At 57.2% G+C, this 22,853-nt stretch carries 16 protein-coding genes; 11 read left to right on the forward strand and 5 right to left on the reverse strand.

Annotated features, from left to right (window positions below):
- Positions 1-48 precede the first annotated feature (48 nt).
- On the forward strand, positions 49-606 hold the full coding sequence (locus tag QOL67_RS04145) for a TetR/AcrR family transcriptional regulator (protein ID WP_283424672.1): 558 nt from the start codon (positions 49-51) through the stop codon (positions 604-606).
- Positions 607-612: 6 nt separating this feature from the next.
- Here QOL67_RS04145 and QOL67_RS04150 read toward each other — a convergent pair whose 3' ends face one another.
- The gene (locus tag QOL67_RS04150; protein WP_283424673.1) at positions 613-4,041 is read right to left on the reverse strand and encodes a translocation/assembly module TamB domain-containing protein; all 3,429 of its coding nucleotides are present in this window, start codon (positions 4,039-4,041) and stop codon (positions 613-615) included.
- Positions 4,041-5,780, reverse strand: coding sequence for an autotransporter assembly complex protein TamA (locus QOL67_RS04155; RefSeq protein ID WP_283424674.1), 1,740 nt, complete (start codon positions 5,778-5,780; stop codon positions 4,041-4,043). The genes QOL67_RS04150 and QOL67_RS04155 overlap by 1 nt, the downstream gene beginning before the upstream one ends.
- A 270-nt stretch (positions 5,781-6,050) precedes the next feature.
- On the opposite strand from QOL67_RS04155, the gene QOL67_RS04160 reads away from it, so the two are divergent.
- The 6 genes from QOL67_RS04160 to QOL67_RS04185 all read left to right on the forward strand — a co-directional run bounded on the left by QOL67_RS04160 (position 6,051) and on the right by QOL67_RS04185 (position 12,721).
- Positions 6,051-6,782 carry a lysophospholipid acyltransferase family protein gene (locus tag QOL67_RS04160; RefSeq protein WP_283424675.1) on the forward strand — a complete coding sequence of 244 codons (732 nt, stop codon included), beginning with the start codon at positions 6,051-6,053 and terminating at the stop codon, positions 6,780-6,782.
- 84 nt (positions 6,783-6,866) lie between these two features.
- The gene (locus tag QOL67_RS04165) at positions 6,867-7,697 is read left to right on the forward strand and encodes a flagellar motor protein MotB (protein ID WP_283424676.1); all 831 of its coding nucleotides are present in this window, start codon (positions 6,867-6,869) and stop codon (positions 7,695-7,697) included.
- Positions 7,698-7,795: 98 nt separating this feature from the next.
- Positions 7,796-9,103: a flagellar hook protein FlgE gene (locus QOL67_RS04170; protein ID WP_283424677.1), complete on the forward strand. Its 1,308-nt coding sequence runs from the start codon at positions 7,796-7,798 to the stop codon at positions 9,101-9,103.
- 41 nt (positions 9,104-9,144) lie between these two features.
- The gene (gene flgK / locus QOL67_RS04175) at positions 9,145-10,599 is read left to right on the forward strand and encodes a flagellar hook-associated protein FlgK (RefSeq protein ID WP_283424678.1); all 1,455 of its coding nucleotides are present in this window, start codon (positions 9,145-9,147) and stop codon (positions 10,597-10,599) included.
- 2 nt (positions 10,600-10,601) lie between these two features.
- Complete coding sequence (locus QOL67_RS04180; RefSeq protein WP_283424679.1) at positions 10,602-11,612, forward strand: flagellin family protein; 1,011 nt, start codon at positions 10,602-10,604, stop codon at positions 11,610-11,612.
- 8 nt (positions 11,613-11,620) lie between these two features.
- Positions 11,621-12,721, forward strand: coding sequence for a flagellar basal body P-ring protein FlgI (locus QOL67_RS04185; RefSeq protein ID WP_283424680.1), 1,101 nt, complete (start codon positions 11,621-11,623; stop codon positions 12,719-12,721).
- 300 nt (positions 12,722-13,021) lie between these two features.
- Here the strand turns inward: QOL67_RS04185 and QOL67_RS04190 are convergent, their stop codons facing one another.
- On the reverse strand, positions 13,022-15,301 hold the full coding sequence (locus QOL67_RS04190; protein WP_283424681.1) for a PAS domain-containing hybrid sensor histidine kinase/response regulator: 2,280 nt from the start codon (positions 15,299-15,301) through the stop codon (positions 13,022-13,024).
- A gap of 269 nt (positions 15,302-15,570) precedes the next feature.
- Between QOL67_RS04190 and QOL67_RS04195 the strand changes: the two genes are divergently transcribed.
- From QOL67_RS04195 to QOL67_RS04210, 4 genes are all read left to right on the forward strand, one after another.
- Positions 15,571-16,041: a MarR family winged helix-turn-helix transcriptional regulator gene (locus QOL67_RS04195; RefSeq protein WP_283424682.1), complete on the forward strand. Its 471-nt coding sequence runs from the start codon at positions 15,571-15,573 to the stop codon at positions 16,039-16,041.
- Positions 16,035-17,087, forward strand: a complete 1,053-nt coding sequence (locus QOL67_RS04200) for an efflux RND transporter periplasmic adaptor subunit (RefSeq protein ID WP_283424683.1) — start codon at positions 16,035-16,037, stop codon at positions 17,085-17,087. The genes QOL67_RS04195 and QOL67_RS04200 overlap by 7 nt, the downstream gene beginning before the upstream one ends.
- A gap of 11 nt (positions 17,088-17,098) precedes the next feature.
- Positions 17,099-20,152, forward strand: coding sequence for an efflux RND transporter permease subunit (locus tag QOL67_RS04205; protein ID WP_283424684.1), 3,054 nt, complete (start codon positions 17,099-17,101; stop codon positions 20,150-20,152).
- A 169-nt stretch (positions 20,153-20,321) separates the two neighbouring features.
- Positions 20,322-20,915, forward strand: coding sequence for an exonuclease domain-containing protein (locus QOL67_RS04210; RefSeq protein ID WP_283424685.1), 594 nt, complete (start codon positions 20,322-20,324; stop codon positions 20,913-20,915).
- A gap of 12 nt (positions 20,916-20,927) precedes the next feature.
- Here QOL67_RS04210 and QOL67_RS04215 read toward each other — a convergent pair whose 3' ends face one another.
- The gene (locus tag QOL67_RS04215) at positions 20,928-21,995 is read right to left on the reverse strand and encodes a 3-carboxy-cis,cis-muconate cycloisomerase (protein WP_283424686.1); all 1,068 of its coding nucleotides are present in this window, start codon (positions 21,993-21,995) and stop codon (positions 20,928-20,930) included.
- Between the two features lie 12 nt (positions 21,996-22,007).
- Complete coding sequence (locus tag QOL67_RS04220; RefSeq protein WP_283424687.1) at positions 22,008-22,841, reverse strand: 3-oxoadipate:acetyl-CoA acetyltransferase; 834 nt, start codon at positions 22,839-22,841, stop codon at positions 22,008-22,010.
- Positions 22,842-22,853 lie beyond the last annotated feature (12 nt).

A 22,853-nucleotide genomic window follows, 5' to 3' on the forward strand; every position in this document is an offset into this window, starting at 1 on the left:
CATTGGTTCACCGCGCCAATAACGCAAGCCAACGGGACACTGAGCCACATGCGCGAGAAAATACTGGAGGCCACCGCTGCGATGCTGGTGGCACACGGCACACAAGCGTCGATGAGCAAGATTGCCAAGCAGGCCGGCGTTGCGACCGGCTCGCTGTACAATCACTTTGAGAACAAAGATGTGCTGATCCGTGCTGTGTATGAAGAGCTTGGCAAAATTGTCGAAAAGGCGCTGGTGACAGGAGATGACCCAAGCCAACCAGCGCCGGAGCGGCTTAAGGCCTTTATTGATCGGCAGATTGATTTTGTTTGGTTCAATGAGAACCATGCGGACCTGCATGAGTATTTGTCCAACGTGCCGTTGTTGCCGCGTGAGGAGGTGCTCGACAGCTTCAAGAGAACGTCAGATTTTATTGCGGAACTGTTGCGTCAGCTTCAGGCTGACGGTTGGGTGATCGCGGGCGATGTTGGGCTCTTTGGCGGGTTTATTGGCGGCGGCATTCGCAACACGCTCAAATGGCAACGCTCACTTGGGGTGACGCTGACGCCGGATATGCGGGCGCAGGTACACCACCTCTGTCTGCATGGGCTGCGCAAAGGCGCCTAAGAGACGTTAGTAATCGCGTTGGAAGAAGATGCCGATGCCGGTATCGTCGTCTGAGCCAACTTTGCCTTTCACAGTCAGGTTGTCGTTCACATCCAGGTTCAAGCTGATCGAGCTTTGGCCTTTGCTGTCGACGCCAACCTCGGTGTAGACGTTTTCGTTGATGTACTTGCCCGCGCGCAGACCTGGTGTGCCGGATTCATCAAAGGTCAGTCCGAGATCGTCCAACCCTGAGTTTTCACCAAGGCGCGGGCCTTGTGGGCCGCCGCCAGAAAGCTGCGCCAGAGCGGCAGCAAGTTGCGCCGCCTGCAGAGCGGAGATGCTGGACAGGTCGCGGCCAAACAGCAATTGGGAGAGCACCTCGTCTTCGGGCAGTTCCGGATCACTTTCCAGAACAATTTTGGGGTCGTCCAAACGGCCGTCCAAAATCACGTAGACGGTGGCGTCTGGTTGCTCGGAAATCGCCACCACCCGCATGGTCGGGACCAGATCACCCAACATGGAAATGCGGCCCTCGTCCAACTCGAAGTTTTTCGCTAGGAAAGACAGGCGACCGCGGATCAGATCAATTTCGCCATTGGGACGGATGTCATTGGTGGTGCCGCCAATTTTCATGCCGCCGTGGAAGTCGGCGTTCAGGCCCAAGCCACGCACTGCGATGCGTTCGGTTGTTTGAATGTTCACGTCCAGACCAAACGGCGGAGCGGAAGAGCCGCTCTTTTTCTTGGCGATTAGCCCGGCGCGATCACGGGTGAGGCGCACTTTGGCGGGCTCATTGAGGTGGCGGATCTCTGGAATTGGGCCAGCCCCGGAAAGCCCAGCGGGCGTGACGTGAATGTCGGTTTTGCCAAGCAGGATATTGCCGCTGATGTTGCCACCGCCGGTGAGCGGGCCAGACAGGGTGATGGTGCCGTCCAGCTCGGTTTTTAACAGTTGGCCTTGTTGGATGAGAATGTCCGTCAAAGTCACCGGCAAGTTGGCCGTGAAGGGAGGTGCAAGGGCCACGCTGCCTGCAACGCCAATTTGGCCGCCGCCAGAGAACTGTGTGGTGATGTTCAGGTCCGCCGCGCGACCGTTGAGGCCAACCGTGCCGCGGATGTCCTCAAATGCCACCCTCAAATCTGGGATGACAAACCGAGCGCCACCCAAGGTGAGTGACCCGGTGACCGCTTCCGGTCCCAATGCACCTTTGAGGCGGAGGTCATAGTTGGCGATGCCCTGAATGGAGTTGGGTTGCAAAACGGCGTTTGCTGCGGCGAGCGGAACGGTGCCGGAGACCGAAAAGTCATTGGAGCTGCCGCTGGGGTCGATCAAGCCTTTGCCAGCACCCTTGGTGTCAAATGGGCCGGTGCCTTTGAAATCGACTTGCCAGCCATTTGGGGCCTGCTCTGCGGAGGCTTGAATGCGGGCCTTGCCGGGTAACTCGGGCACAAACACCTGCACCTGGCCCACTTCCAGGTCAATGTCAGCCGCGCCGTTGCCAGATTGCGGCAGGGTGGCACGGATGGTGGCAGTTGTTTGCGCTGGGGCTGTGGCCGCAAGGTCAAAAGCCCAGTCTGCACCGGTTTGCACGGCGCGGCCTTTGGCGGTCGCCGGGCCATTTACGCCTTTGAGCACCAGAGCCACTTCGTTGAGAGCCGCCTCAAACGTGAGGTCGCTGTTTTGGCTGGCAAGTGTGCCGCCTCCAGTGGCGGAGAGTTGTGGTGTTTTTACGTTTGCTTCGCGCAGTGTGATGCCATTCTCGTCCCGTTTGGCGGATAGGGCCACCGTGCTTGTCCCAGCCAGCAGCGCGTCGGCGCGTTGGTCTGAGATCGCGAGGTCCTGACCGGTGGCGCTGAGCGCTAGGTCAAAGCCTTGGGAGACTGGTAGAATTGCGCCTTTGAGTTGGGCTGAAAGTGCGCCGCTGAGGTCGCGTTTGGCAAAGGCGGAGAACAGCGAGATGTTGTCGACTTTGAGCGTGGCGTCGGTGTCGATGGTCAGGTCTTGACCACTGCCGCTCACATGTACAGTCCCATTTGAGCCAAGGCTGTTGGTGCGCAGGCTGTAATTGGACAAGGTGAGACCAGCGTCTTTTTCCCAGACCACGTCGCCCTGAAACCCGCCGTTTGAGCCTACAACCGTGGCAAGGTCTGGGTCAGAGAGTGCCAAACCACGCATGCCCATCTGCAGTTGGGCTTCTACGCGCGGGATAGGGGTTTCTTGCAATGTGCCTTCGCCAAACAGTGCCACCCGCGCCAACGTAAGCGTGTCGGTTTTGAGGTCATCAACTGTGCCGCTCAACGTCCATCGGTCGCCAGCCGCGTGATCAAACTGTGCCGCTAACTCGGCGCCTTGCACATAGTTCTTGGGGCCTTTGAGTGGCAACAAAACCGGTTTGCCGGTCTCATCTCGCAGCTGGATGTCCAGATCAAAGCTGTCAGGCAATCCGTTTGCGTCAATCGCCATCTCGCCATTCAAATTAAGGGAGCGGGAGCTAAGAAGGAGTTGTTGCAGGGTGATGCGGCCATCGCCAAAGCGGCGCAGAAGCGTGCTAAAGCCGATGTTTTCGCCGAGGAAACCCTTGTAATCCGGTGCAAAGAGCGGGGCCATGTTGCCGCCAAGGTCAGCGCGGACAACTTGGGTTGCGGCGCTTTCCGGTGTGGCCCCTGGCTCGGTGGCCAGTTCGACGGAGCCTGCGAGACGCTGTTCGCCGTCGCTGGTCAACAAAATATCTGCGATGAAATCATCAAGGGAGCCGTCGCCCAACACCGTGAGCGCCATAGGAGGCTCGCCGGGGATTTTGGCTTTGGTGACCAGGAGCCCACCTGCATCTTCGTGCACTTGCAGGTCCACGCGCAGGTTTCGGGTTTCATTGGAGTAGGCTCCGTCCAGCGCAAAACGCGCAGCAGGACCGTCGAGACGCGCGGCGGAGAGTAAGGCCTCGCCGTTGCCACCTTCGAGGATCAGGCGAGCAGTGAGGGAAAGGTTGAGTTCCTCCCCTAGGAAGGACTCGCCCAGTGTGATGCGATCTGCCTTTAGCGATTGAATGTTGATGCTGACCGGCAGTTCCGGCAGCGAGAATGGCGTGGCTTCAGCGGTGGGTGGCGCACTGGGGTTGGGCGCAGGTGCGCGGGTGAGGATGATCTCGCTGGCGCTCAATTCGTTGATGTTGATGTTGCCGCGTAACACGGCGAGGCGGTTCCAATTGAGCGTCATGCCCCGCATGGTCAGCCAAGCACCATCCGCGTCCGACATGCGGATTTCTTCGACCGTGGCGTTTGAGCTGATTGCGCCCTTGAGGCCAATGACCTCGACCGTGCGGCCGTCGCCTGACAGGGCATCTTCCAGAAAATTGGTCAGCATGCCTTTGTCTTCGTCGCTGGCCTCGGGCTGTTCGGCCTCTTGTGCAGCGAGTGTCAGGGGCCAGATCAGGCAGAGGAGGAGGGCGAGATACCGCATCAGTACGCGTGTCCAATCCCGATGTAGAGCTGCAGTCCGTCGCCAGTGTCGCCGTTGACCGGCGTGGCGAGGTCAAGCCGCAGCGGGCCAAAACCGGTGTTGTAGCGCACACCCAGACCGGCACCTGAGTGCCAGTTGCCGTCGCCGCTAAAGTCGGATTTCTCACCGACAAAGCCAGCATCATAAAAGGCCACGGCGGAGAAGTGGCTGTTGATTTTCACACGCATTTCGCCGGACAGACCCAGGAAAGACAGGCCGCCGCTGTCCACGCCATTCACGGTCACAAAGTTGGACTGATACGGTTGACCACGCACGGTCCCGCCACCGCCGGAGTAAAACAGCAGGTCGGGAGGCGTGTTGCGAATTTCTGGCCCGAGGATGGTGCCAAATTGCAAGCGTCCGGCGGCGATGAAGCCATTGTCCGCGCCAAATCCGCGATAGCCGCGCAAGTCGCCTTTCAGAAACAGGGCGCTGTCGGCTTCGGCAAACCCAAAGTAAGGGAAGGCGTTGCCTTCGACGTAGAAGCCGCGCGTGGGGTTGGCGATGTTGTCTCGCCGGTCAAGCTTGGTGGTGACCGGCACACCAATAAGATGCAATTGACGCTTTCCGTAGTTGTCATCCACATCCGAGAAATAGAGACCTAGCCCAGCTGTGGTTTCAAACCGCTCGGAATGGATGGTTTTGAACCCAACTCCCACGGAGAGTTGGCGCAGCCAGTAGAGGTCTTCGTCTTCTTGCTTGAGTTCCGCTCCCAGCGTTAGCGCGGTGTTGGAGCCAAACGTCGCTGGCCGGGTGTAAAGTGTGCCTAGCCGGTAGTTTACGCCGCTGTTTTGCGCGCCGAGGTTTTCAATGGCAAAATCAAAGCGCAGGTTTTCGGCACCACCACGCAGGTTGCGGTGCATCCAATAGGCCGACAGGCTCAACCCGTCGCGGCTTTCTAATTCCGCACCAAAGCCAATTCGGCGGGGCGGGTTGTCGACCAGAGCCAGTTCCATATCCAAGGTGCCGTCCGGGTTGGGTTCTTCCGCTTCGCGCAGATCCACAGTTCGAAAGGTTTCAGTGCGACGCAAGCGGGCGGAGACTTGTGCCACAGTTTTTGGGCTGAATGTTTCCCCCTCTGGCAGGTCGGCAATTTCATGCACGCGTTCGGGGCGCACTTTGGATTGGTCTTCGTAGATCAGCTTGCCAAAGGTTAGTTTTGGCCCCGGGGCCATTGTTAAATCGACGTCCAGCGTGGCCTTTTTGTGATCAGCGGTGATGCTTTGATCACCAACTTTGGCTTTGGCGTGGCCTTCGTCGCGCCAGCCATCCACCCCGGCTCGGGCCGCGTCCGAGATTGCGGGCAGGCTCGCGGGCTGCTGTGTAGCGAAGCTTTCAGGCAGCTCTGTAGCAGGCACAATTGGGGCAATTTGGGTTTTGCCAAACTGGAAACTTGGGCCGGGGTCGATTTGGTAGACAACCTGGCGGATCGTTGATTTGCTCGCAAATGGGGAAATGTTGTGGGCTTCTTGTCCGTCTACGCGGATTGAGACACTCGGGCTGAAATGGCCAAGGGAGTACAGCGTGCTGACCATGCGACGGTAGTCAGATTGCGCGGCGGCAATGATGTCCTGTGGATCGGTGCTGCCTTCTTCTTTGGCAGAGTGGGTCAGCGTGGCCGACAACAATCTGGCCTGTAAGTCTTCGTCGCCGTCGGTTGTTGTCAGTTGGATGTCAAAAGCCGTTGCCGGCAGGGCCATAGCCACGCTCAGAACTGTCGCCAAAACCGTTGTTTTGCCCGAAAACTGGACCCACCATGCGCCTGTTTGCAAAGCATCCCCCATGCGCGACAAAAAACTCTTCAAAATGCGCGGGCAACAGGCAGTATGTTGCCCCTTAGCGGCAGATTAGACCAAGCGTGACTCCGTGGCCATACGGCAATCACATACTTCACACAGGATTGGCGAAATCGCGCTTTGCAAAAAGCCGGTGTCAGCGTATGACAGAGGCACATTGTCTTGAGAATTCTTATGCATAGGCTGCAACAGTCTTTCCCCGTTGTCTTTGTGCGGAGCCTTTTGTTTTATGCGCTGGCTGGCCTTGCGGCGGTGCCGTTTCTGTTGTGCTGGCCTGCGTTGCGTGGTCCTCGCCGGACTGTTTATGCCATCGCCGATCGCTATTTGAGGGTGATGCTTTGGCTGCTGCGCGGGGTGTGCGGCATTCGATATCGGGTTGTGGGACAGGATCGGCTGCCTGAAGGCGCGGTGTTGATCGCATCCCAACATGAGAGCACCTGGGAGACGTTGTTCTTTCAAGTGCTGTTTGATCACCCGGTGATGTATGCCAAGACGCCGATTTTTTCCTATCCGGTGTTTGGCCCGGTGGTGCGCAAGTTTGGGCACATTCCGGTGGCAGCAGGCGCCAGCGCGGACGCCATGCGGGCGGCATTTCGCGCGGGCGCGGCGGCGGTGAAGGATGGCCGGAGTTTGGTGATTTTCCCCAGTGGCACACGCCGCAAAGACACGGCTGAACTTCAGGCAGGGGTTGGCGTGTTGTACCAACTGGCAGGCGTGAAAGTGGTGCCGGTACGGTTGAATTCTGGCACGATGTGGCCACACGGCCAATGGTTGAAGTTTCCAGGCACAATAGAGGTGCAGATTGCACCGGTGATTGAAGCCGGTTTGGACCGGCGCGATTTTATGCAAATTTTGAGCGCATCTTTGGCAGATGATCACGTTCCGGTGGAGTTGGAAAATCTCTAAAATTTCTCATGTATTCCATATGTTAAGGCGGGGGTAAGAGCTGACGATTAGGTGTCGTGTCAGGGTGAGAAAAAGGTGATGGCGATGGCTAGTAATTCCAACGTCGCTCCGGTGATCATAAAACGTAAGAAGGTCATCGCAGGCGGCGGACACCACGGTGGGGCGTGGAAAATTGCATACGCGGATTTTGTGACCGCCATGATGGCATTCTTTTTGCTGATGTGGCTGATCAACGCGACAACGGAACAACAACGGTTGGGGATTGCAGAGTTCTTCAGCCCAACGGTGCCATTGAACAAAGTGTCCGGTGGTGGCAACGCCATGTTTGGCGGCGACAGTGTGCAGGAGCATAATATCCTGTCACACACAGGCGTTGGCGGTTTGCCAACCGCGCTTAAGGACAACCCGGACCCGGTTGAGTTTCAACAACCTGGCAGTGGCAGCGATGATGCCGACTTCGCAAAGGTTGAAGACATGTTGATTGGCGGCGGTGGCGAGAGCCTGCTGGCTGATAACGTGCTGAAACATGTGGTTACGCGATTGACCGACGAGGGGTTGGTGATCGAAATCTTTGATTCCGAAGCGGAACGTCTGTTCAAGCCCAAAAGTGCGGTGCCGATGCCGATCCTTGTGGATTTGGCCAAGGTGCTGGCGGAGGTGTCCAATATGGTGACCAACCGTGTGGCGGTCGAAGGGCATGTGCGCAGCAACTTGATTACAGTGCGGGAAAACACCAGTTGGCAACTGTCATCGATTCGCGCAGATGAGCTGCGCAAGCTGATGGAAACCTACGGTCTGGAGACAGAACGGGTGGCACGGGTGACCGGGCATGCAGATCGCGAGCGGGTGTCAAATGTGCCGCGTGACCTGCGAAACAACAGGATCGAGATCATTCTGCTAAGATCGGATCGCTGAGCCAAAAAGGAAATATGGTACGCCGTTAGGCCGCTGTTAATTCCGATTGTCGTAACCAAACAGACGACGACCGAATTGATACAGCAGAAAGGCGTACCATGTCGATTTCCTCTTCGCTTAATGCCGGAGTGGCCGGGCTCAATGCCAATGCCACCCGTTTGGCGACCATCTCTGACAACATCGCGAACTCTGCGACCTACGGTTACCGTCGGGTTGAGACTGATTTCCAGTCGATGGTGACCGGTGCCAAAGGTGGTAAATATTCCGCCGGGGGCGTGCAGGCGAACTCCTACCGTTTGATTGATGAAGGCGGCTCGTTGACCCCAACCACCAACCCAACCGATTTGGCGGTGCGCGGTCGGGGTTTTATTCCCGTGACCGCAGCGACAGCGATTAAGGCTGGCGATACAAGCCCACCAATGATGTTGGCCACAACCGGCTCGTTCCGCCCGGATGCGGATGGGTATTTGGTGACAGAAGGCGGATTGGCCTTGATGGGTTGGCCGGCTTCTGCCGACGGTAGCATTCCGAATTATCCGCGTGACACTGATACAGGTCTCAGCCCCGTCCGTCTCTTGACGTCCCAGCTGGTTGGCTCTCCAACCACGTCTGTTGATCTGGGTGTGAACCTGCCAGCAACCTCTACCGTTGCCGGTGCCGCCGGCACAATGGAAACACTGAGCATCGAGTATCACGGCAACCTTGGCCAGGCAGAGACTCTGAGCATCGAGTTCACCCCGACCGTTCCAGCGGCTGGTGCCTCCAACGAATGGCAGATGGTGATCCGCGATTCCGCCTCTGGTGGCGCGATCATCGGTGACTACACGATGACGTTTGATGATGGGCGCACCACAGGTGGTTTGCTTCAGGCTGTGGTGTCTAACCCGCCTGGTGGCGCCTATGATCCGCTGACCGGAAGTGCGATTCTAAACGTGGCTGGTGGCCCGTTGGAGTTCAGTATCGGCATGATAGGCACCGAAGGTGGCATGAGCCAGCTCGGCGATGATTACGCCCCTCTGAACATCGACAAAGACGGTGCACCGGTGGGCTCCATGACCTCTGTTGAGGTGGACAACAACGGCTATGTGCACGCCTATTTTGACACAGGAATCACGCGGACAATTGCGCAAATTCCGCTGGTAGATGTGCCCAACCCCAATGGCATGGGCATCTCGCTGGATTTCCAAACTTATGTGCCATCCAACGAAAGTGGTCCTTACTTTATGTGGGATGCTGGTACCGGTCCGTCCGGTGAACTTCTGTCGTATGTTCGCGAAGAATCAGCCACTGATGTGGCGGGTGAGTTGACCGACATGATCCAGACACAGCGGGCTTACAGCACCAACGCCAAGGTTATTCAGACCGTGGATGAGATGCTGCAAGAAACCACCAATATCAAACGATAACTAATCGCGCCGAGGCCGTTGTAGGCCGGAAAGGGTAAGCCATGAGCATTTCAAGCGCTCTGTCCAATGCACTCACTGGACTAACGGCCTCAGCGCGCCGGGCTGAGGTGGTGTCTTCCAACATCTCCAACGCCATGACCGAGGGATACGGGCGGCGGACACTCGATCAATCTGCCGCTCTCTACGGCTACTCCGCTGGTGTGAAGCTGGAAGGCACAACTCGCAATGTGAATCCGGTGACTATTGCGGAACGCCGTCTGGCCGATGCAGGTACGGCTTTGGCCACCGGCACCAATATGTTCTACAACCGCCTGGAAAAAGTGGTGGGAACTCCGGAAGACCCAACCAGCCTGTCCGGCGTGATGGCAGCCTTTGAAAGCTCTCTGGCCATGGCCACCGGTGCGCCGGACAGCGACATTCGTTTGGCCAACGTCTCGCAAGACGCGGAGCGCATTGCAGATGCGTTTAACGATGCCTCCGATGGCATTCAGAAAATGCGCACCGAGGCAGACGCCAACATTGGCAATATGATTGAAAACCTCAATGGGCTGCTGCAACAGACCGAAGAGGTGAACCGCAAGATATCTCTGGCCATCAACCAAGGCCAGGAAACGGCCTCGTTGGAAGATCAACGCCAGGTGTTGGTGGACCAAATTGGTGAGCTGGTGCCAGTGCGAATGACCCCGCGAGATCGCGGTGGCATGGCGCTTTACACCACCAATGGCGCTGTGCTTTTGGATGGCAAAGCGGCCACTATCGAATTTACCGAAGTGGGCACGGTTGAGCCGCATATGACAGAGGCCAATGGCCTGTTGAACGGCATCTCAATCAATGGTTACCCGATGCGAATCGACAGTGATAAAGGGGCACTGTCCGGTGGGGCGATTGGCGCACAATTTGCCATTCGAGATGAATTTGGCACCCAAGCGCAGGCCGACTTGGATGCGGCAGCCCGCAACCTTGTGGAACGGTTTCAAGACCCGGCCATGGACCCCACTTTGGCACCGGGAGACGCAGGTTTGTTCACGGATGCGGGACTGGCGTTCAATGTGGCCAATGAGGTTGGCCTGGCTGGCCGGCTGGAGCTGAACAATCTGGTTGATATTGACGGTGCCGGGGAAACCTGGCGCCTGCGCGACGGTCTTGGGGCCGCAGCACCAGGGGACGCGGGTGACGCGACCCATTTGAACCGGATGCTGGACGCGATGCAGGACCAAGTTGTTCCTGTGTCCGGCGGATATGGCAGCAAAGCGGTTTCCATGAGTGAGATGAGCGGCAAGTTCTTATCCAGAATCTCCGGCGCGCGTGTGCAAAGTGATCAGGATGTGGCGTTTGCCAACGCCCGTCTCACCTCGCTTGAGGAAATGGAGCTGATTGACGGTGTCGACACCGATCAGGAGCTGCAAATGCTGATGCTTGTCGAACAGTCTTACGCGGCCAATGCCAAACTTATTCAGGCCGTTGATGAAATGATGCAGGAACTGCTGAGGTTGTAAAAATGGCTATTACTTCGATTGGGGACATGGCGTCCCATATGATGAACTCGCGCCGCACCACAGCGGTGAAACAAGACCTCAACAGGCTGGCCTATGAGCTGGGGTCTGGGCGTAAGGCGGATGTGGCTGCGGCGCTTAAGGGCGACTTCAACATGTTGGCTGGTGTTGAACGCCAGCTGACCGTGTTGAACGGCTATGACATTGCCACCAAAGACGCGCAGCTGTTTTTGGAAACTGCGCAGGCGACTTTGGGGCAGATCCACACCGTAACTGGTGACTTGGGACGTGATCTTTTGTCTGCGTCCGAATCCGGGCTTTCCGCCTCTGTGGTTAGCGTGGCAAAGAGCGCACGTAATGACTTTGATGCGATTGTCAGCGCCCTCAACGGACGTGTGGCGGACCGATCCCTTTTTGGCGGCACCGCCACTGATGGGGCGGCGTTGGTGGATGCCAGCACCATGATGACGCAGATCTCCGCGGCGGTGGCTGGGTCGCCGACGATTTCGGATATTGTCACAGCCGTGGATGATTATTTCATGACACCGGGTGGCGGGTTCGAAACCGGGGCTTACATCGGGTCGACCAACGACCTTGCGCCCATGCGTCTGAACGATAACCAGTCGGCGGACTTCAATGTCCGGGCGGACACAATGGAGCTGCGTGAAGCGATGCGGGATTCTGCACTGGCCGCGCTGGCGCTGGACCCGGGGCTGAACCTTGATCTTATTGAGCAGAAGCAGTTGATGGAAACCGCAGGCGAGCGGCTTTTGACCGGTCAGGACAACATGACAAGCGTTCGGGCCGACGTTGGTTTCAATCAGGAACGTGTTGAGAATGTGATGGCGGAAAACTCGCTGTCGCGCAGCTCGATGTTGATGACGCAGAGCGATCTGATCGGTGCCGATCAAACCGAAGTGGCGGGCAAACTACAGGCCGTTCAAGTGCAACTAGAGATGGTCTACACGATCACGGCTCGTCTCTCCCAACTGACATTGGCGAACTATGTAAGATGACACACTTCATGAGCTTAGCAAGAATGCTACTGCTCCTCGTACTGATGCCGGTGATGGCATCAGCAGCGCCGATCCGGATCAAAGATCTGGTAGAATTTGACGGTGTACGGGGCAACGATTTGGTTGGCTACGGTTTGGTGGTTGGCCTGAACGGAACCGGAGACGGCTTGCGGAATGCGCCGTTTACCGAAGAAATTATGGGCAATATTCTGGAACGGCTTGGTGTGAACATCACCGGCGAGAATATGCGACCCAAAAATGTCGCGGCGGTGTTTGTAACAGCAACGCTGCCCCCTTTTGCTCGGGCTGGTGGCACGGTGGATGTGACCATTTCGGCGATTGGTGATGCCAAAAGCTTGTTGGGCGGTACATTGGTGATGACGCCGATGAATGCCGCTGATGGTGAGATCTACGCGGTTGCGCAGGGCGCGGTGATTGCAGGCGGCGTGGCGGCCGAAGGTGAGGCCGGTGGCGTCGTCAAGGGCGTGCCAACCTCAGGGTCGATCCCGTCCGGTGCGCGCGTGGAACGCGAGATTGATTTTGACTTTTCCTCCCTGACCAACATGCGTTTGGCGTTGCGGGAGCCGGATTTCACAACAGCCAACCGCATTGAAGAGGCGATCAATCGCAGCTATGGCCGTCGCGTGGCCTTGATGTTGGATGCGGGCACCGTACAAGTGGATATTGACCGCACCAACCAGGCCTCTCCGGCCCATGCGCTCAGCCAGATCGAAAATATCTCTGTTCAACCAGAACGTAAGGCGCGCGTAGTGGTGGATCAACGCTCTGGCACCATTGTGATGGGCGACGATGTACGAATCTCTCGTGTTGCCGTCTCACAAGGTGGCTTGACCCTGAGGGTTCAGGAAACTCCGCTGGTGGTGCAGCCAAATCCGTTTGCCAATGGCGAAACCGTGGTGGTGCCACGTACCGAAGCGGACATCGACGAGGATGAAGGCATTGGCCTGGCCGAAGTGCCAATGGGCACATCGCTGAGCGAAGTGATCGAAGGTCTGAATGCGCTGGGTGTGGCCCCGCGTGATATGATTGACATCCTCAAGAGCATCAAAGCGGCAGGTGCGCTGCACGCGGAGTTCATTGTGCGCTAAGGCCACGAAACAGACAGGTGCGGAAGGCGGCATGTTAGGGCATGTCGCCTTTTTGTTAGGCCAAGAGGTTGCGAGGCCGCCAGGTTTGATCTGTGTCGAAACGGTTGGGGCGCTTTGCGGATGGATCGAAATGGCGTTGCCGAAACCACAGGGATTTTGACCAGAGGCGGAGGTCCGAACGGATTTTTGAACGGCAGTTGTCTCTGGTTGGTCACGTAACCAGGGCTGTTTTTGCCGCACCCTCTGGGATTTCTGCTGTCAAGACGCTGCCTGCCGCAAGTGTTACCTGTGACAGCGGTGTTATGCCCGAAGCGCCGCTTGCACCGCAGAAGACGGTTTGGTGCTGTGGCCCACGTGGCGTTGTAGACACTCTACCAAGTCGGCGCGACGGACGGGCTTGGTGAGGAAATCATCCATGCCGGCCTGCAAGCAGGCGCGTTTTTCGTTTTCAAATGCATTGGCGGTCAGCGCCACAATTTTGGGCTGTTGCACACCACTGTCACGGATGGCTTCGGTGGCTTCGATGCCGCTCATATTGGGCATCGACATATCCATAAAGATCAAGTCAGGGGGCGACTCCAGCGTGGCGTCAACTGCCTCAAACCCGTCTTTGGCAAAGCGCAGGGTGATCGGCAATTTCTCCAGGTACTTTGAAATCAGCAGGCGGTTTGTTTTGTTGTCTTCGGCAATCAACACGTTAAGGCCGGTCAGATCCACGGCGTCATAGTCCGTTGCAGCCGCTATTTCGGTTTTGGAGACTTCTGGCACGCCGTCTGGTGGCAGTTCCACCGGTAAACTGACGAGAAAACGCGATCCCTCTCCGTACACTGAGGCGACGGAAATCTCCCCGCCCATGCGCTCTGTCAGGATCCGACAGATCGTCAGCCCCAAGCCTGTACCGCCAAATCGACGCGTGGTGGAGGATTCGGCCTGTGTAAACTCCTCAAAAATCGAGGCCAGTTTGTCGTCCGGGATGCCAATGCCCGTGTCATCGACCGCAAAATTCAACGTGAGTGCCGACATGGTGTCATCTTCGTCCAGGCCATCCATCCAGACCTGCACGTCAATTTTGCCAAATTCGGTAAACTTGGTGGCGTTGCCGATGATATTGGTCGCGATCTGGCGCAGGCGCACGTCGTCGGCAAAAAGATGGTCCGGTACCTCGTCAGCGACATAGAGGTTGAGACCGAGCCCTTTGTCATAGGCGGCGGTTTCAAGCAGGCGCAAAGTCTCTTTGAAACAGGCGCGCGTTTCAAAGGTGCTGTTGGTGATCTGTAACTTGCCCGCGTCGAGTTTGGACAGGTCCAAGATGTCGTTGAGGATGGTCAGCAGGCTGCGTGACGAGCCAATGATGGTTTTGGTGTAATCGGTCTGTTCGTCTGTCTGTGTGGTTTCCGACAGCAGATCGGCCATGCCGATGATGCCGGTCAGCGGCGTGCGGATTTCGTGGCTCATGTTGGCCAGGAAGTCGGCCTTTGTGCGGGCGGCGTCTTCGGCAGCTTGTCGGGCCGTGTGCATGCTGTTGGCGTGGTCCTTGCTGGCCGTGATGTCGCGCGCGATGGTGACGTAGAAATCCACGTCGTCATCGGCGTTTTTCACGGGCAACATCTGCATCTCGCTCCAACGCTCACGCCCGTCCCCCAGCTTGTGGCGCACTTCGATTTTTCCAGGGCTCTGGCTGCGCATCGCCGCGGCAACTTTCTTTGGCACATCCGTGTCTGTATGCGCGACCTGTGCCAGAACACTGGTTGGTTTCCCAAGGATGTCTTTGGCTGGAATGCCGGTGAGACTGGTAAAGGCTTCGTTGACCCATTCAATTTCCTGATCCGGGTTGGACAGGATCACCGCGTCATTGGTTTTGCGGGCCACCATAGAGAGGCGTTGCAGCTCGTTGCGGTGTTTGTTCAGCGCATCATTGGCGGCGGTCAGTTTGTTCTGACTGCTCTGGAGGGCTGCGGTTTTGCGGAAATTGTCCACACCTGCTTTGACAAAAGAAAAACACATGTACCCCATGCTGATAACCACCATCAACTCTGGTACATTCAGGTGCGGCAGGGCCATGTCTCCACCAAAGCGAAACGCCTGAAGAATCATTAGGAAGAAAGGCGTGACCACAAACAGACTCATTTTGAAGACGGCCAGTTTTGGGTTGGTGGGCAAAATCAGCGCGCCGTTGACGATGGCCATGCCAAGCACGCCTGCGACCCCCATGATGGAGGCTTCTTTGCCGACGATCACCACATAAACGGTGGTGGCAAGGAAGACGCTGATGGCTTGAACAGCCCCGCTGATCAAAGCGGCGCGAAACAGCGCGGTGTGGCTTTCGCCTGCACGCAACCGCACAGAAATCCGGCGCAAGACCCACATGTCCGTGGCCTCGCCAAGGACCAATATGGCGGTTGCGCAGCCGCCAATAACAGGACCGGTGGCCAGAATCGCCATGAGCGCACCTAGACAGTAAATGACAGCGCGTTGTTTGAACGCGCGCACGCGTTCGGATGCATATTGGCCCAGCAGGCCACGCTGACGCGCCGCCACCTTTGCTGCGTGGCGCAATTGTTGTCCGGGATCTGCCACCATAGTTCACACACCACTTCGTCTTCAGTGGGCCAGTGGTACCGCGACATCGTTAATTTAATCACAGGGCAGGCAAGGTAACGCTCTGACTTCTAATCAAATTATCGGGAAATCTCTGTGAGGTTATTGGTTGGAAAATCATCTCAGAGCGCTGATGAATATAGGAAATCGATGCATTTTTTCAGCGCGATTTTAGGCGGTGCCCTCTTGTTTGTTTAGAAAGCTTCTGTATTTGGATATTTCACAAACTGAAATAGCTTGAAGAATCGCGCGTGCCCGACAACTTATTTTCAAACACGGATCTGCCAGATGAGTTTCTGGCAATCATTGGTGTCTTTGCCCTGTTCAACCAGATCGAAGCTGAGTTGGAGGACATCAATATCGACCCGCCACTGTCTAAGATGGAACGGCGGATATTGGTGTTTATGGATCGCCCCAAGCGCATGGGGGTGTTGGCGGAAGATACGTTTTGTATTCCGTCCGCGATCACGCCGGTGGCCGATGCATTGGAGGCAAGGGGCTTGGTGCAGCGTGTTCGCGATCCCAAAGATCGCCGCGCGCTTGTGTTGGAGTTGACCCCTGACGGGTTTGAGGCCCGTGCATCCTTGATGGATGGCGTGAAGCTGCGATTTCGCGAGATTTCAGGCATGACAGTTGATGAAATCTCCCAGTTTGCCAATTTGGTTGTGAAAGCCATGCCCGGTGCGGTTGCCGCCGGTCGTTTGGAGGAAAAAGAATGCTGAAACGGTTTGGAAAAATCTGCGCCACTGCGGCGCTGGTCACAGTGACGGGTGCGGTCTCGGCGTTTGCGCAGGATGTGTTGAAGCCGGTGAAGCTTGTGGTGGTGAGCGAAGCGCCAGTGCCGTTTGTGCGCCAGTTTTTTGGCCAAGTGAAAGCGCGCCAGTCGGTGGATCTGGCGTTTCAGGTGGGTGGGCAAATTGTTGATTTCCCGGTGACCGAAGGTTTGAATATCGCCAAAGGTGATACAATCGCGCGGCTGGATCTGGAGATTTTCGAGCTGCAACTCAATCAGGCGATTTTGCAGAAAGAACAGGCGGATCGCACAGTTGAACGTCTTGAAAAACTGCGCGGAAACACTGTCAGCCAAGTGACAATTGACGATGCGGAGACGCAGGCTTCTCTGGCCTTGATTGCGGTGAAAAATGCGGAATGGTCACTGCGACATGCCACGCTGACCTCCCCGTTTGATGCGTTGGTGTCCAGCCGCAATGTAGAGTTGTTCACCACCGTGAGTGCCGGCAATCCAGTGGTGCGTATTCACGACCTGAGCGAGTTGCGCATTGAGGTGGATGTGCCGGAAATCCTGTTCCAACGGGCGGGCAATGATCAGAACGTCACTATCAAGGCGCGCTTCCCAAGTGGCGATGAAGAGTTTGACCTGCAAATTCGTGAATTTGACGCGGAAACCAGCAGTGTTGGTCAAACCTTTCGCATCACTTTTGGCATGACGCCACCAGAGGGCAAAGTGATCCTGCCAGGATCTTCGGTGACCGTAACTGTGAGCGCAGCAAACCCTTCAACCGGTATCATTGTGCCACCAACAGCGATTGTGATGGATGACAGCGGTGCCACCGGCGTGATGCGGTTTGATCCCAAAGGCGGCGATGAAGGCAAGGTGACATGGGTAGCGGTTCAGAGCGAACCGGCCACTGCTGGCATGGTGCGCATCAACGCGGGCCTGAATGACGGTGACGAAATTGTCCTTACCGGTGGCGGCGCTTTGACCAACGGCCAAGCGGTGCGCCGTTTTGTCGGCTTTGGCAACTGAGGGTTGGGGTGATGGTCAATATTGCACGCGGATCCATTGATCGGCCGATCTATACATGGATGATCATGCTGATCTTCCTGATAGGCGGCGGCATAAGCTTTCTGAATTTGGGCCGGTTGGAAGACCCTGCCTTCACCATCAAACAGGCGGTTGTGGTCACCCAGTATCCGGGGGCCACGTCAGAGCAAGTGGCGGTGGAGGTTTCCGAACCTTTGGAGTCCGCCATCCAGAAAATGGAAGAGGTAGATTACATCACCTCGATCAACCAGCCCGGTGTGTCGCAGATCGATGTACACATCAAATCGACTTATGACGGCACCGAGCTACCGGAGGTTTGGACAGGTCTGCGGGCCAAGGTGGCGGATGCCGGACGGCATTTGCCCAATGGAGTCCAAACACCTTTGGTGAATGACAGCTTTGGTGATGTGTTTGGGATCTTCCTTGGCGTGACCGCCGAGGGATTTTCGGATGCGGAAAAACACGAGCTGGCGACCTTCTTGCGACGCGAGTTGCTCACCGTGGATGGTGTGGCGGATGTGGACATTCAGGGTCTGCCGGAAGAGGCGATTTTTGTAGAGCCGGATCTGGCGCTGTCGGTCAACCAGAATATTTCGCTCAACGCCATTGCAGGTGCTATTGCCAATGCCGATGCGGTGAACGCAGCTGGTACGGTGACCACAGGCGCCGCGCGGACACGTATCATGCGGCCAGATGGCTCAGACACAGTGTCGGAAATTGCAGGGTTGTCATTGGGGCAAGACGGCAAGGTTGTGAACCTTGTGGACACCAGCCGCGTGTTCCGCGACCGGGTCGACAATCCGCGCCAGATCATTCGCTACAACGGCGAAGAGGCCTTTACCCTGGGTGTGGCTGGCATCGCGACGGAAAACATTGTGGTGGTTGGGAAACGCGTGGACGAAAAGCTGGCGCGGATGGCAGGGGATATTCCTGCCGGTGTGGAACTGCATCCGATCTATCAACAGCACGTGGTGGTGGAAAAAGCCTCCAACGACTTCCTTGTGAACCTCGCCATGTCGGTGGCCATTGTTGTGGCGGTTCTGGCGATCTTTATGGGTTGGCGCGCGGCTGTAGTGGTGGGAGTGACCCTGTTCCTGACGGTTGTGGGCACCTTCCTGTTCATGGGGTTCTTTTCAATCGAGATGGAACGGATCTCGCTGGGGGCGCTGATCATTGCGATGGGTATGTTGGTGGACAACGCGATTGTGGTGGCCGAGGGCATGCAGATCTCCATGTTGCAGGGCAAGAACAGCCGTGAGGCGGCGGATGAAGCTTCTGGAAAAACGCAGATTCCGCTGCTTGGTGCGACCATTATTGGCATCATGGCCTTTGCTGGTATTGGTCTCAGCCCCGATGCGACGGGGGAATTCCTGTTCTCGCTGTTTGCGGTGATTGGGATTTCTCTGTTGCTGAGCTGGGTGCTGGCACTGACCGTGACACCCATGTTGGGCCACTACCTGTTCAAACAGGGCAAAGGCGACGAAGGTGATGCGTATGGCGGGCTGATTTTTCGGCTTTACGGTAGTAGTTTGCGTTTGGCGCTGAAGATGCGGTGGTTGGTGATTGTTGGTCTGATCGCCGTGACGGCGGTGTGTTATGCGGGTTTTGGTCTGATGAAGCAGCAGTTCTTCCCGGACAGCAACACGCCGCTGTTTTTTGTGCACTATAAGCTGCCGCAGGGCACGCCAATTGCAACCACCTCAGCGCAGATGGAGCTGCTCGAAGACTGGCTTGATGAGCGCGACGATGTGGTGAGCTATGCCACCTTTGTGGGGCAGGGTGCGACGCGGTTCATGCTGACCTATGAGTCTGAGAAGGCAAACCCTAGCTATGGCCATATCATTGTGAGGGCGGAGAACTTGGAAGCGATCCCACCGCTGCAAAAAGACCTTGAGGCCTTTGGTGCCGAAGCTTTGCCCGAAGGTGAGTTCCGCACCAAACGTCTGGTCTTTGGCCCCGGTGGGGGGGATCCGATTCAGGTGCGGTTCTCTGGCAGCGATCCGGTGGTGTTGCGCCAATTGGCGACACAGGCGGCGCAGGTTTTGACCGAAACCACCGACAACATCACCAGCGTGCGCACCAACTGGCGGGAACAGGAATTGGTGATTAAGCCAATCTACGCCACCGAGCGGGCGCAGACCGCTGGTGTGGATCGCGAAGACATCGCCGATATGTTCCAGTTTTCAACAGATGGTCTGACAACCGGCCAGTTCCGCGAAAACGAGCGGTTGATTCCCATCATCCTGCGACGGCAACCGGACGGGGCCTTTGGGCTGGTTGATCAGGTGGTGTATTCCACAACTTCCAACAGCTTTGTGCCGGTGGAGCAGATGGTGGATGGCTTTGTGCATGAGACGCAAAATACGCTTCTGCACCGCCGCGACCGCGTGGCGACCATCACAGTTGGGGCGGATATCCGCTCTGGCCTGACAGCCGCGCAGGTGCAGACGGAGGTCACGGCGGCGATTGAGGGCATGCACATTCCGGTTGGGTACAAGATGGAATGGGGCGGTGAGTTGGAGAACAGCTCGGAGGCACAGGAGAGCCTTGGAAAACAGCTGCCAATGAGCTTGCTGATCATGGTGCTGATTTCGGTGCTGTTGTTCAATGCCATCCGCCAACCGATCATCATCTGGCTGTTGGTGCCAATGTCGGTGAATGGTGTGGTGATTGGCCTTCTGGGCACGGATATGCCGTTTACCTTCACCGCGTTGCTGGGGCTTTTGAGCTTGTCCGGCATGTTGATCAAAAACGGCATTGTGCTGGTCGAAGAGATCGACTTTGTGCGCGAGGAAGGCCTGCCGATGCGGGAAGCGATTGTGAAAGCCAGCGTGTCGCGTTTGCGGCCTGTGATGCTGGCGGCGGTCACAACCATCCTTGGCATGGCGCCGTTGTTGACCGATGCGTTCTTTGTGTCGATGGCGATCACCATCATGGGCGGTTTGGCCTTTGCCACTGTTTTGACGTTGATCGCTGCGCCGGTGTTTTATCTGGTGTTCTTTGGCAAAGAAGAACGGCGCGAGAAGAAAGCGGCGGCACCCGCGTAACGCGCAACGTCACGAAAATAGAGAGGCCGCCCCAATCGGGCGGCCTTTTGTTTTTTGCGCTAAGCTGGCATAGGGGCGGTCCCCGCCCACGAGTGGGCATAGGCATAAGACAAAGACATGTATCGCGACGGTTTGACATTCATTCCAAAGACCACGCAGGAGGCACGCTGTGTTTCTGCCTGATGCGCCTTTGCCCGATGGTCTGTTCCGTTTCATTGCGTTGGATGTCGAGACTGCCAACCGTGATGCGGCTTCGATCAGCCAGATTGGTCTGGCTTGCGTACGTCGCGATGGCGGGATTGAGACGTTTTCGACCTACATCAACCCGGATCAGGACTTTGCGTCGTTCAACACCGAGCTAACTGGCATTGATGCCCGAACGGTGCGGGAAGCGCCAAGTTTTGCGCAGGCTTGGCGGCGGATGTTGCCGCTGTTGTCACGTCATTTGATGGTACAGCACAGTAACTTTGACTTGACGGCCATCACGGCGGCGTGTCGTGCGGCCGGATTGAACGGGCCAAAAATGGAGTGGGCCGACAGCGTGAAAATCGCCCGCAAAGCCTGGCCAGAGTTTCGCGGTAACGGCGGGCACGGGCTTGGCCATTTGAAAAAGGCGCTGGGGCTGGAGTTTCATCACCACGACGCAGGCGAAGACGCGCGGGCGGCAGCGGAAGTTGTGCTGTTGGCTGAGGAACGGTTGAAGTGTCCCATCGAAGACATCACCGGCAAGATCAAACACCTGCAACTGGCGTTTGAGTTCTGAGGCAATAATGTCTTAGGGCGCGGATTGCCCCATGCTCTCAATGCTTTGTATGAGGTCGTCTGCGTGGCGTAGGGCGGTGGTCGTGGCCGTGACCATTGCGGGCAAGACCATCCATTCCAGTGACCACGCGCTGCCGGAGCGTTCCTGTTCGTGTACCAAAGCGTGGTGCATGGCGGGAAGTTGTGTGGCGTTGTAGCGCGCCAAGGTGACCAGCAATTCGGCCCGCACCGGGTTCTGTTTGTGCGGCATCGCAGAGCTGGTGCCGCCGCCGGTGAATTTCACTTCGTCCACGCCTTGTTGTGCCATCAGAGCCAAATCCTGTCCCAACTTGCCTAAGCTGCCGGAGAGCAGAGAGAGCCAGTTGGCGCATTCGGCCAGACTCTCGCGGGTGGCGTGCCAGGCGCGAACTGGATTGGTCAGGCCGAGGTTTTTGGCTAAAGCGGCGGCGACGGCATCGCCATGTGGCGAGAGGCTGGCGCGATTGCCAACCGGGCCGCCAAATTGCAGTGTCTCGACTTGCGGGCGCAGCGTTTTCAGGCGGTCTGCGTAGGCCATCAACGGATTGCGCCATGTGGCAATACGGTCTGACACGGAAATTGGCAAAGCGGCCTGCATTCGGGTGCGGCCCATCATGGTGGCGTTGCCCCATGTGTCGTTGAGGGCATCGAGCGCCGTCAACAACTCCGCGAGTTGTGCCTCAAACCGCACATTGGCGTCCTGCAAGATCAGCGAGATTGTCGTGTCGATCAGGTCCTGACTGGTGGCACCGGTGTGGATGGCGGGCAGTGCAGAAGGTCGCGTGTGGGCTTTGAGTTGGCGCACAAACTCCGGCACGGGCATGCCGTCCTGCACCATATGGGTGGCGATTTTTTGGCGTTCTGGCACAAAACTGTCGATGTCTGTCACGGCCTCAGACGCTACAGATTGAGGCACCATATTCGCATCGGCCAAGGCCAGCGCCAGGGCTCGCTCAAATTGCACAAATCCTTTTATGAAGCGGTCCGTTCCCCAAAGTGCCTCTGAGTCAGGATCAGAGAACAACGGGCCAAACAGGTGGTTGGAACGGGTTAGTGGGTTCATGACAGGTGCCGATCAGGTTGCGGCGCGCAGGCCAAGGATTTCGCGCGCCTGCGCTGGCGTGGCGACGGGGCGTTCGTATTTCTCACACAGCTCTGCGGCGCGTGTGATCAAGGCCGCATTGGAGGGCGCCAATGTGTTGCGGTCCAAACGCACGTTGTCTTCCAATCCCGCCCGTGTGTGGCCGCCTGCGGCAATGGCCCATTCGTTCACGGTGATCTGCGCCGCGCCAATGCCCGCTGCGCACCATTCGGCTTTGGGTGCGCGTTCCTGCATGATCTTCACGTAGAACTCAAACACCTCACGGTCCACCGGCATGGCGTTTTTCACACCCATGACAAACTGCACGTAAAGCTGGCCATAAAGCGTGCCAGCCTTATGATGACGGATGGCTTGCAGGATGTGGCTCAGGTCAAAGGCTTCGATTTCCGGTGTGATTTCGTGAGCTTGCATCTCACTCGACAGCCACGAGATCAGTTCCGGTGGGTTTTCATAGACCCGCGTGGGGAAGTTGTTGGAACCCACAGAGAGCGAGGCCATATCGGGGCGCAGAGGCAACATGCCGCCGCGCGCCTGACCTGCGCCAGAGCGTCCGCCGGTGGAGAATTGGATGATCACGCCGGGGCAGTGTTTTTCCAATCCCTCTTTGAGCAAAGCAAACTTTTCCGGATCGCTGGACGGCGTTTCATCACCGTTGCGCACATGGGCGTGGATGATTGAGGCGCCTGCCTCGACAGCGGCGTGGCTGCTTTCGATCTGTTCGCTGACCGTGGTGGGCACGGCAGGGTTGTCCGCTTTGGTGGGTACAGAACCGGTGATGGCGCAGCACAGGATGCAGGGTTTGCTCATAGTGATCTCGTT

Origin of the sequence: Shimia sagamensis, from assembly GCF_900182745.1 — a bacterium.
Lineage (GTDB): Bacteria > Pseudomonadota > Alphaproteobacteria > Rhodobacterales > Rhodobacteraceae > Shimia > Shimia sagamensis.

Coding starts and splice junctions, on each gene's coding strand:
- QOL67_RS04145 (WP_283424672.1), top strand. CDS start 49: ATGCGCGAGAAAATACTGGAGGCCACCGCTGCGATGCTGGTGGCACAC.
- QOL67_RS04150 (WP_283424673.1), bottom strand. CDS start 4,041: ATGCGGTATCTCGCCCTCCTCCTCTGCCTGATCTGGCCCCTGACACTC.
- QOL67_RS04215 (WP_283424686.1), bottom strand. CDS start 21,995: ATGAACCCACTAACCCGTTCCAACCACCTGTTTGGCCCGTTGTTCTCT.
- QOL67_RS04155 (WP_283424674.1), bottom strand. CDS start 5,780: ATGGCCCTGCCGGCAACGGCTTTTGACATCCAACTGACAACAACCGAC.
- QOL67_RS04165 (WP_283424676.1), top strand. CDS start 6,867: ATGGCTAGTAATTCCAACGTCGCTCCGGTGATCATAAAACGTAAGAAG.
- QOL67_RS04170 (WP_283424677.1), top strand. CDS start 7,796: ATGTCGATTTCCTCTTCGCTTAATGCCGGAGTGGCCGGGCTCAATGCC.
- QOL67_RS04200 (WP_283424683.1), top strand. CDS start 16,035: ATGCTGAAACGGTTTGGAAAAATCTGCGCCACTGCGGCGCTGGTCACA.
- flgK (WP_283424678.1), top strand. CDS start 9,145: ATGAGCATTTCAAGCGCTCTGTCCAATGCACTCACTGGACTAACGGCC.
- QOL67_RS04185 (WP_283424680.1), top strand. CDS start 11,621: ATGAGCTTAGCAAGAATGCTACTGCTCCTCGTACTGATGCCGGTGATG.
- QOL67_RS04190 (WP_283424681.1), bottom strand. CDS start 15,301: ATGGTGGCAGATCCCGGACAACAATTGCGCCACGCAGCAAAGGTGGCG.
- QOL67_RS04160 (WP_283424675.1), top strand. CDS start 6,051: ATGCATAGGCTGCAACAGTCTTTCCCCGTTGTCTTTGTGCGGAGCCTT.
- QOL67_RS04205 (WP_283424684.1), top strand. CDS start 17,099: ATGGTCAATATTGCACGCGGATCCATTGATCGGCCGATCTATACATGG.
- QOL67_RS04220 (WP_283424687.1), bottom strand. CDS start 22,841: ATGAGCAAACCCTGCATCCTGTGCTGCGCCATCACCGGTTCTGTACCC.
- QOL67_RS04180 (WP_283424679.1), top strand. CDS start 10,602: ATGGCTATTACTTCGATTGGGGACATGGCGTCCCATATGATGAACTCG.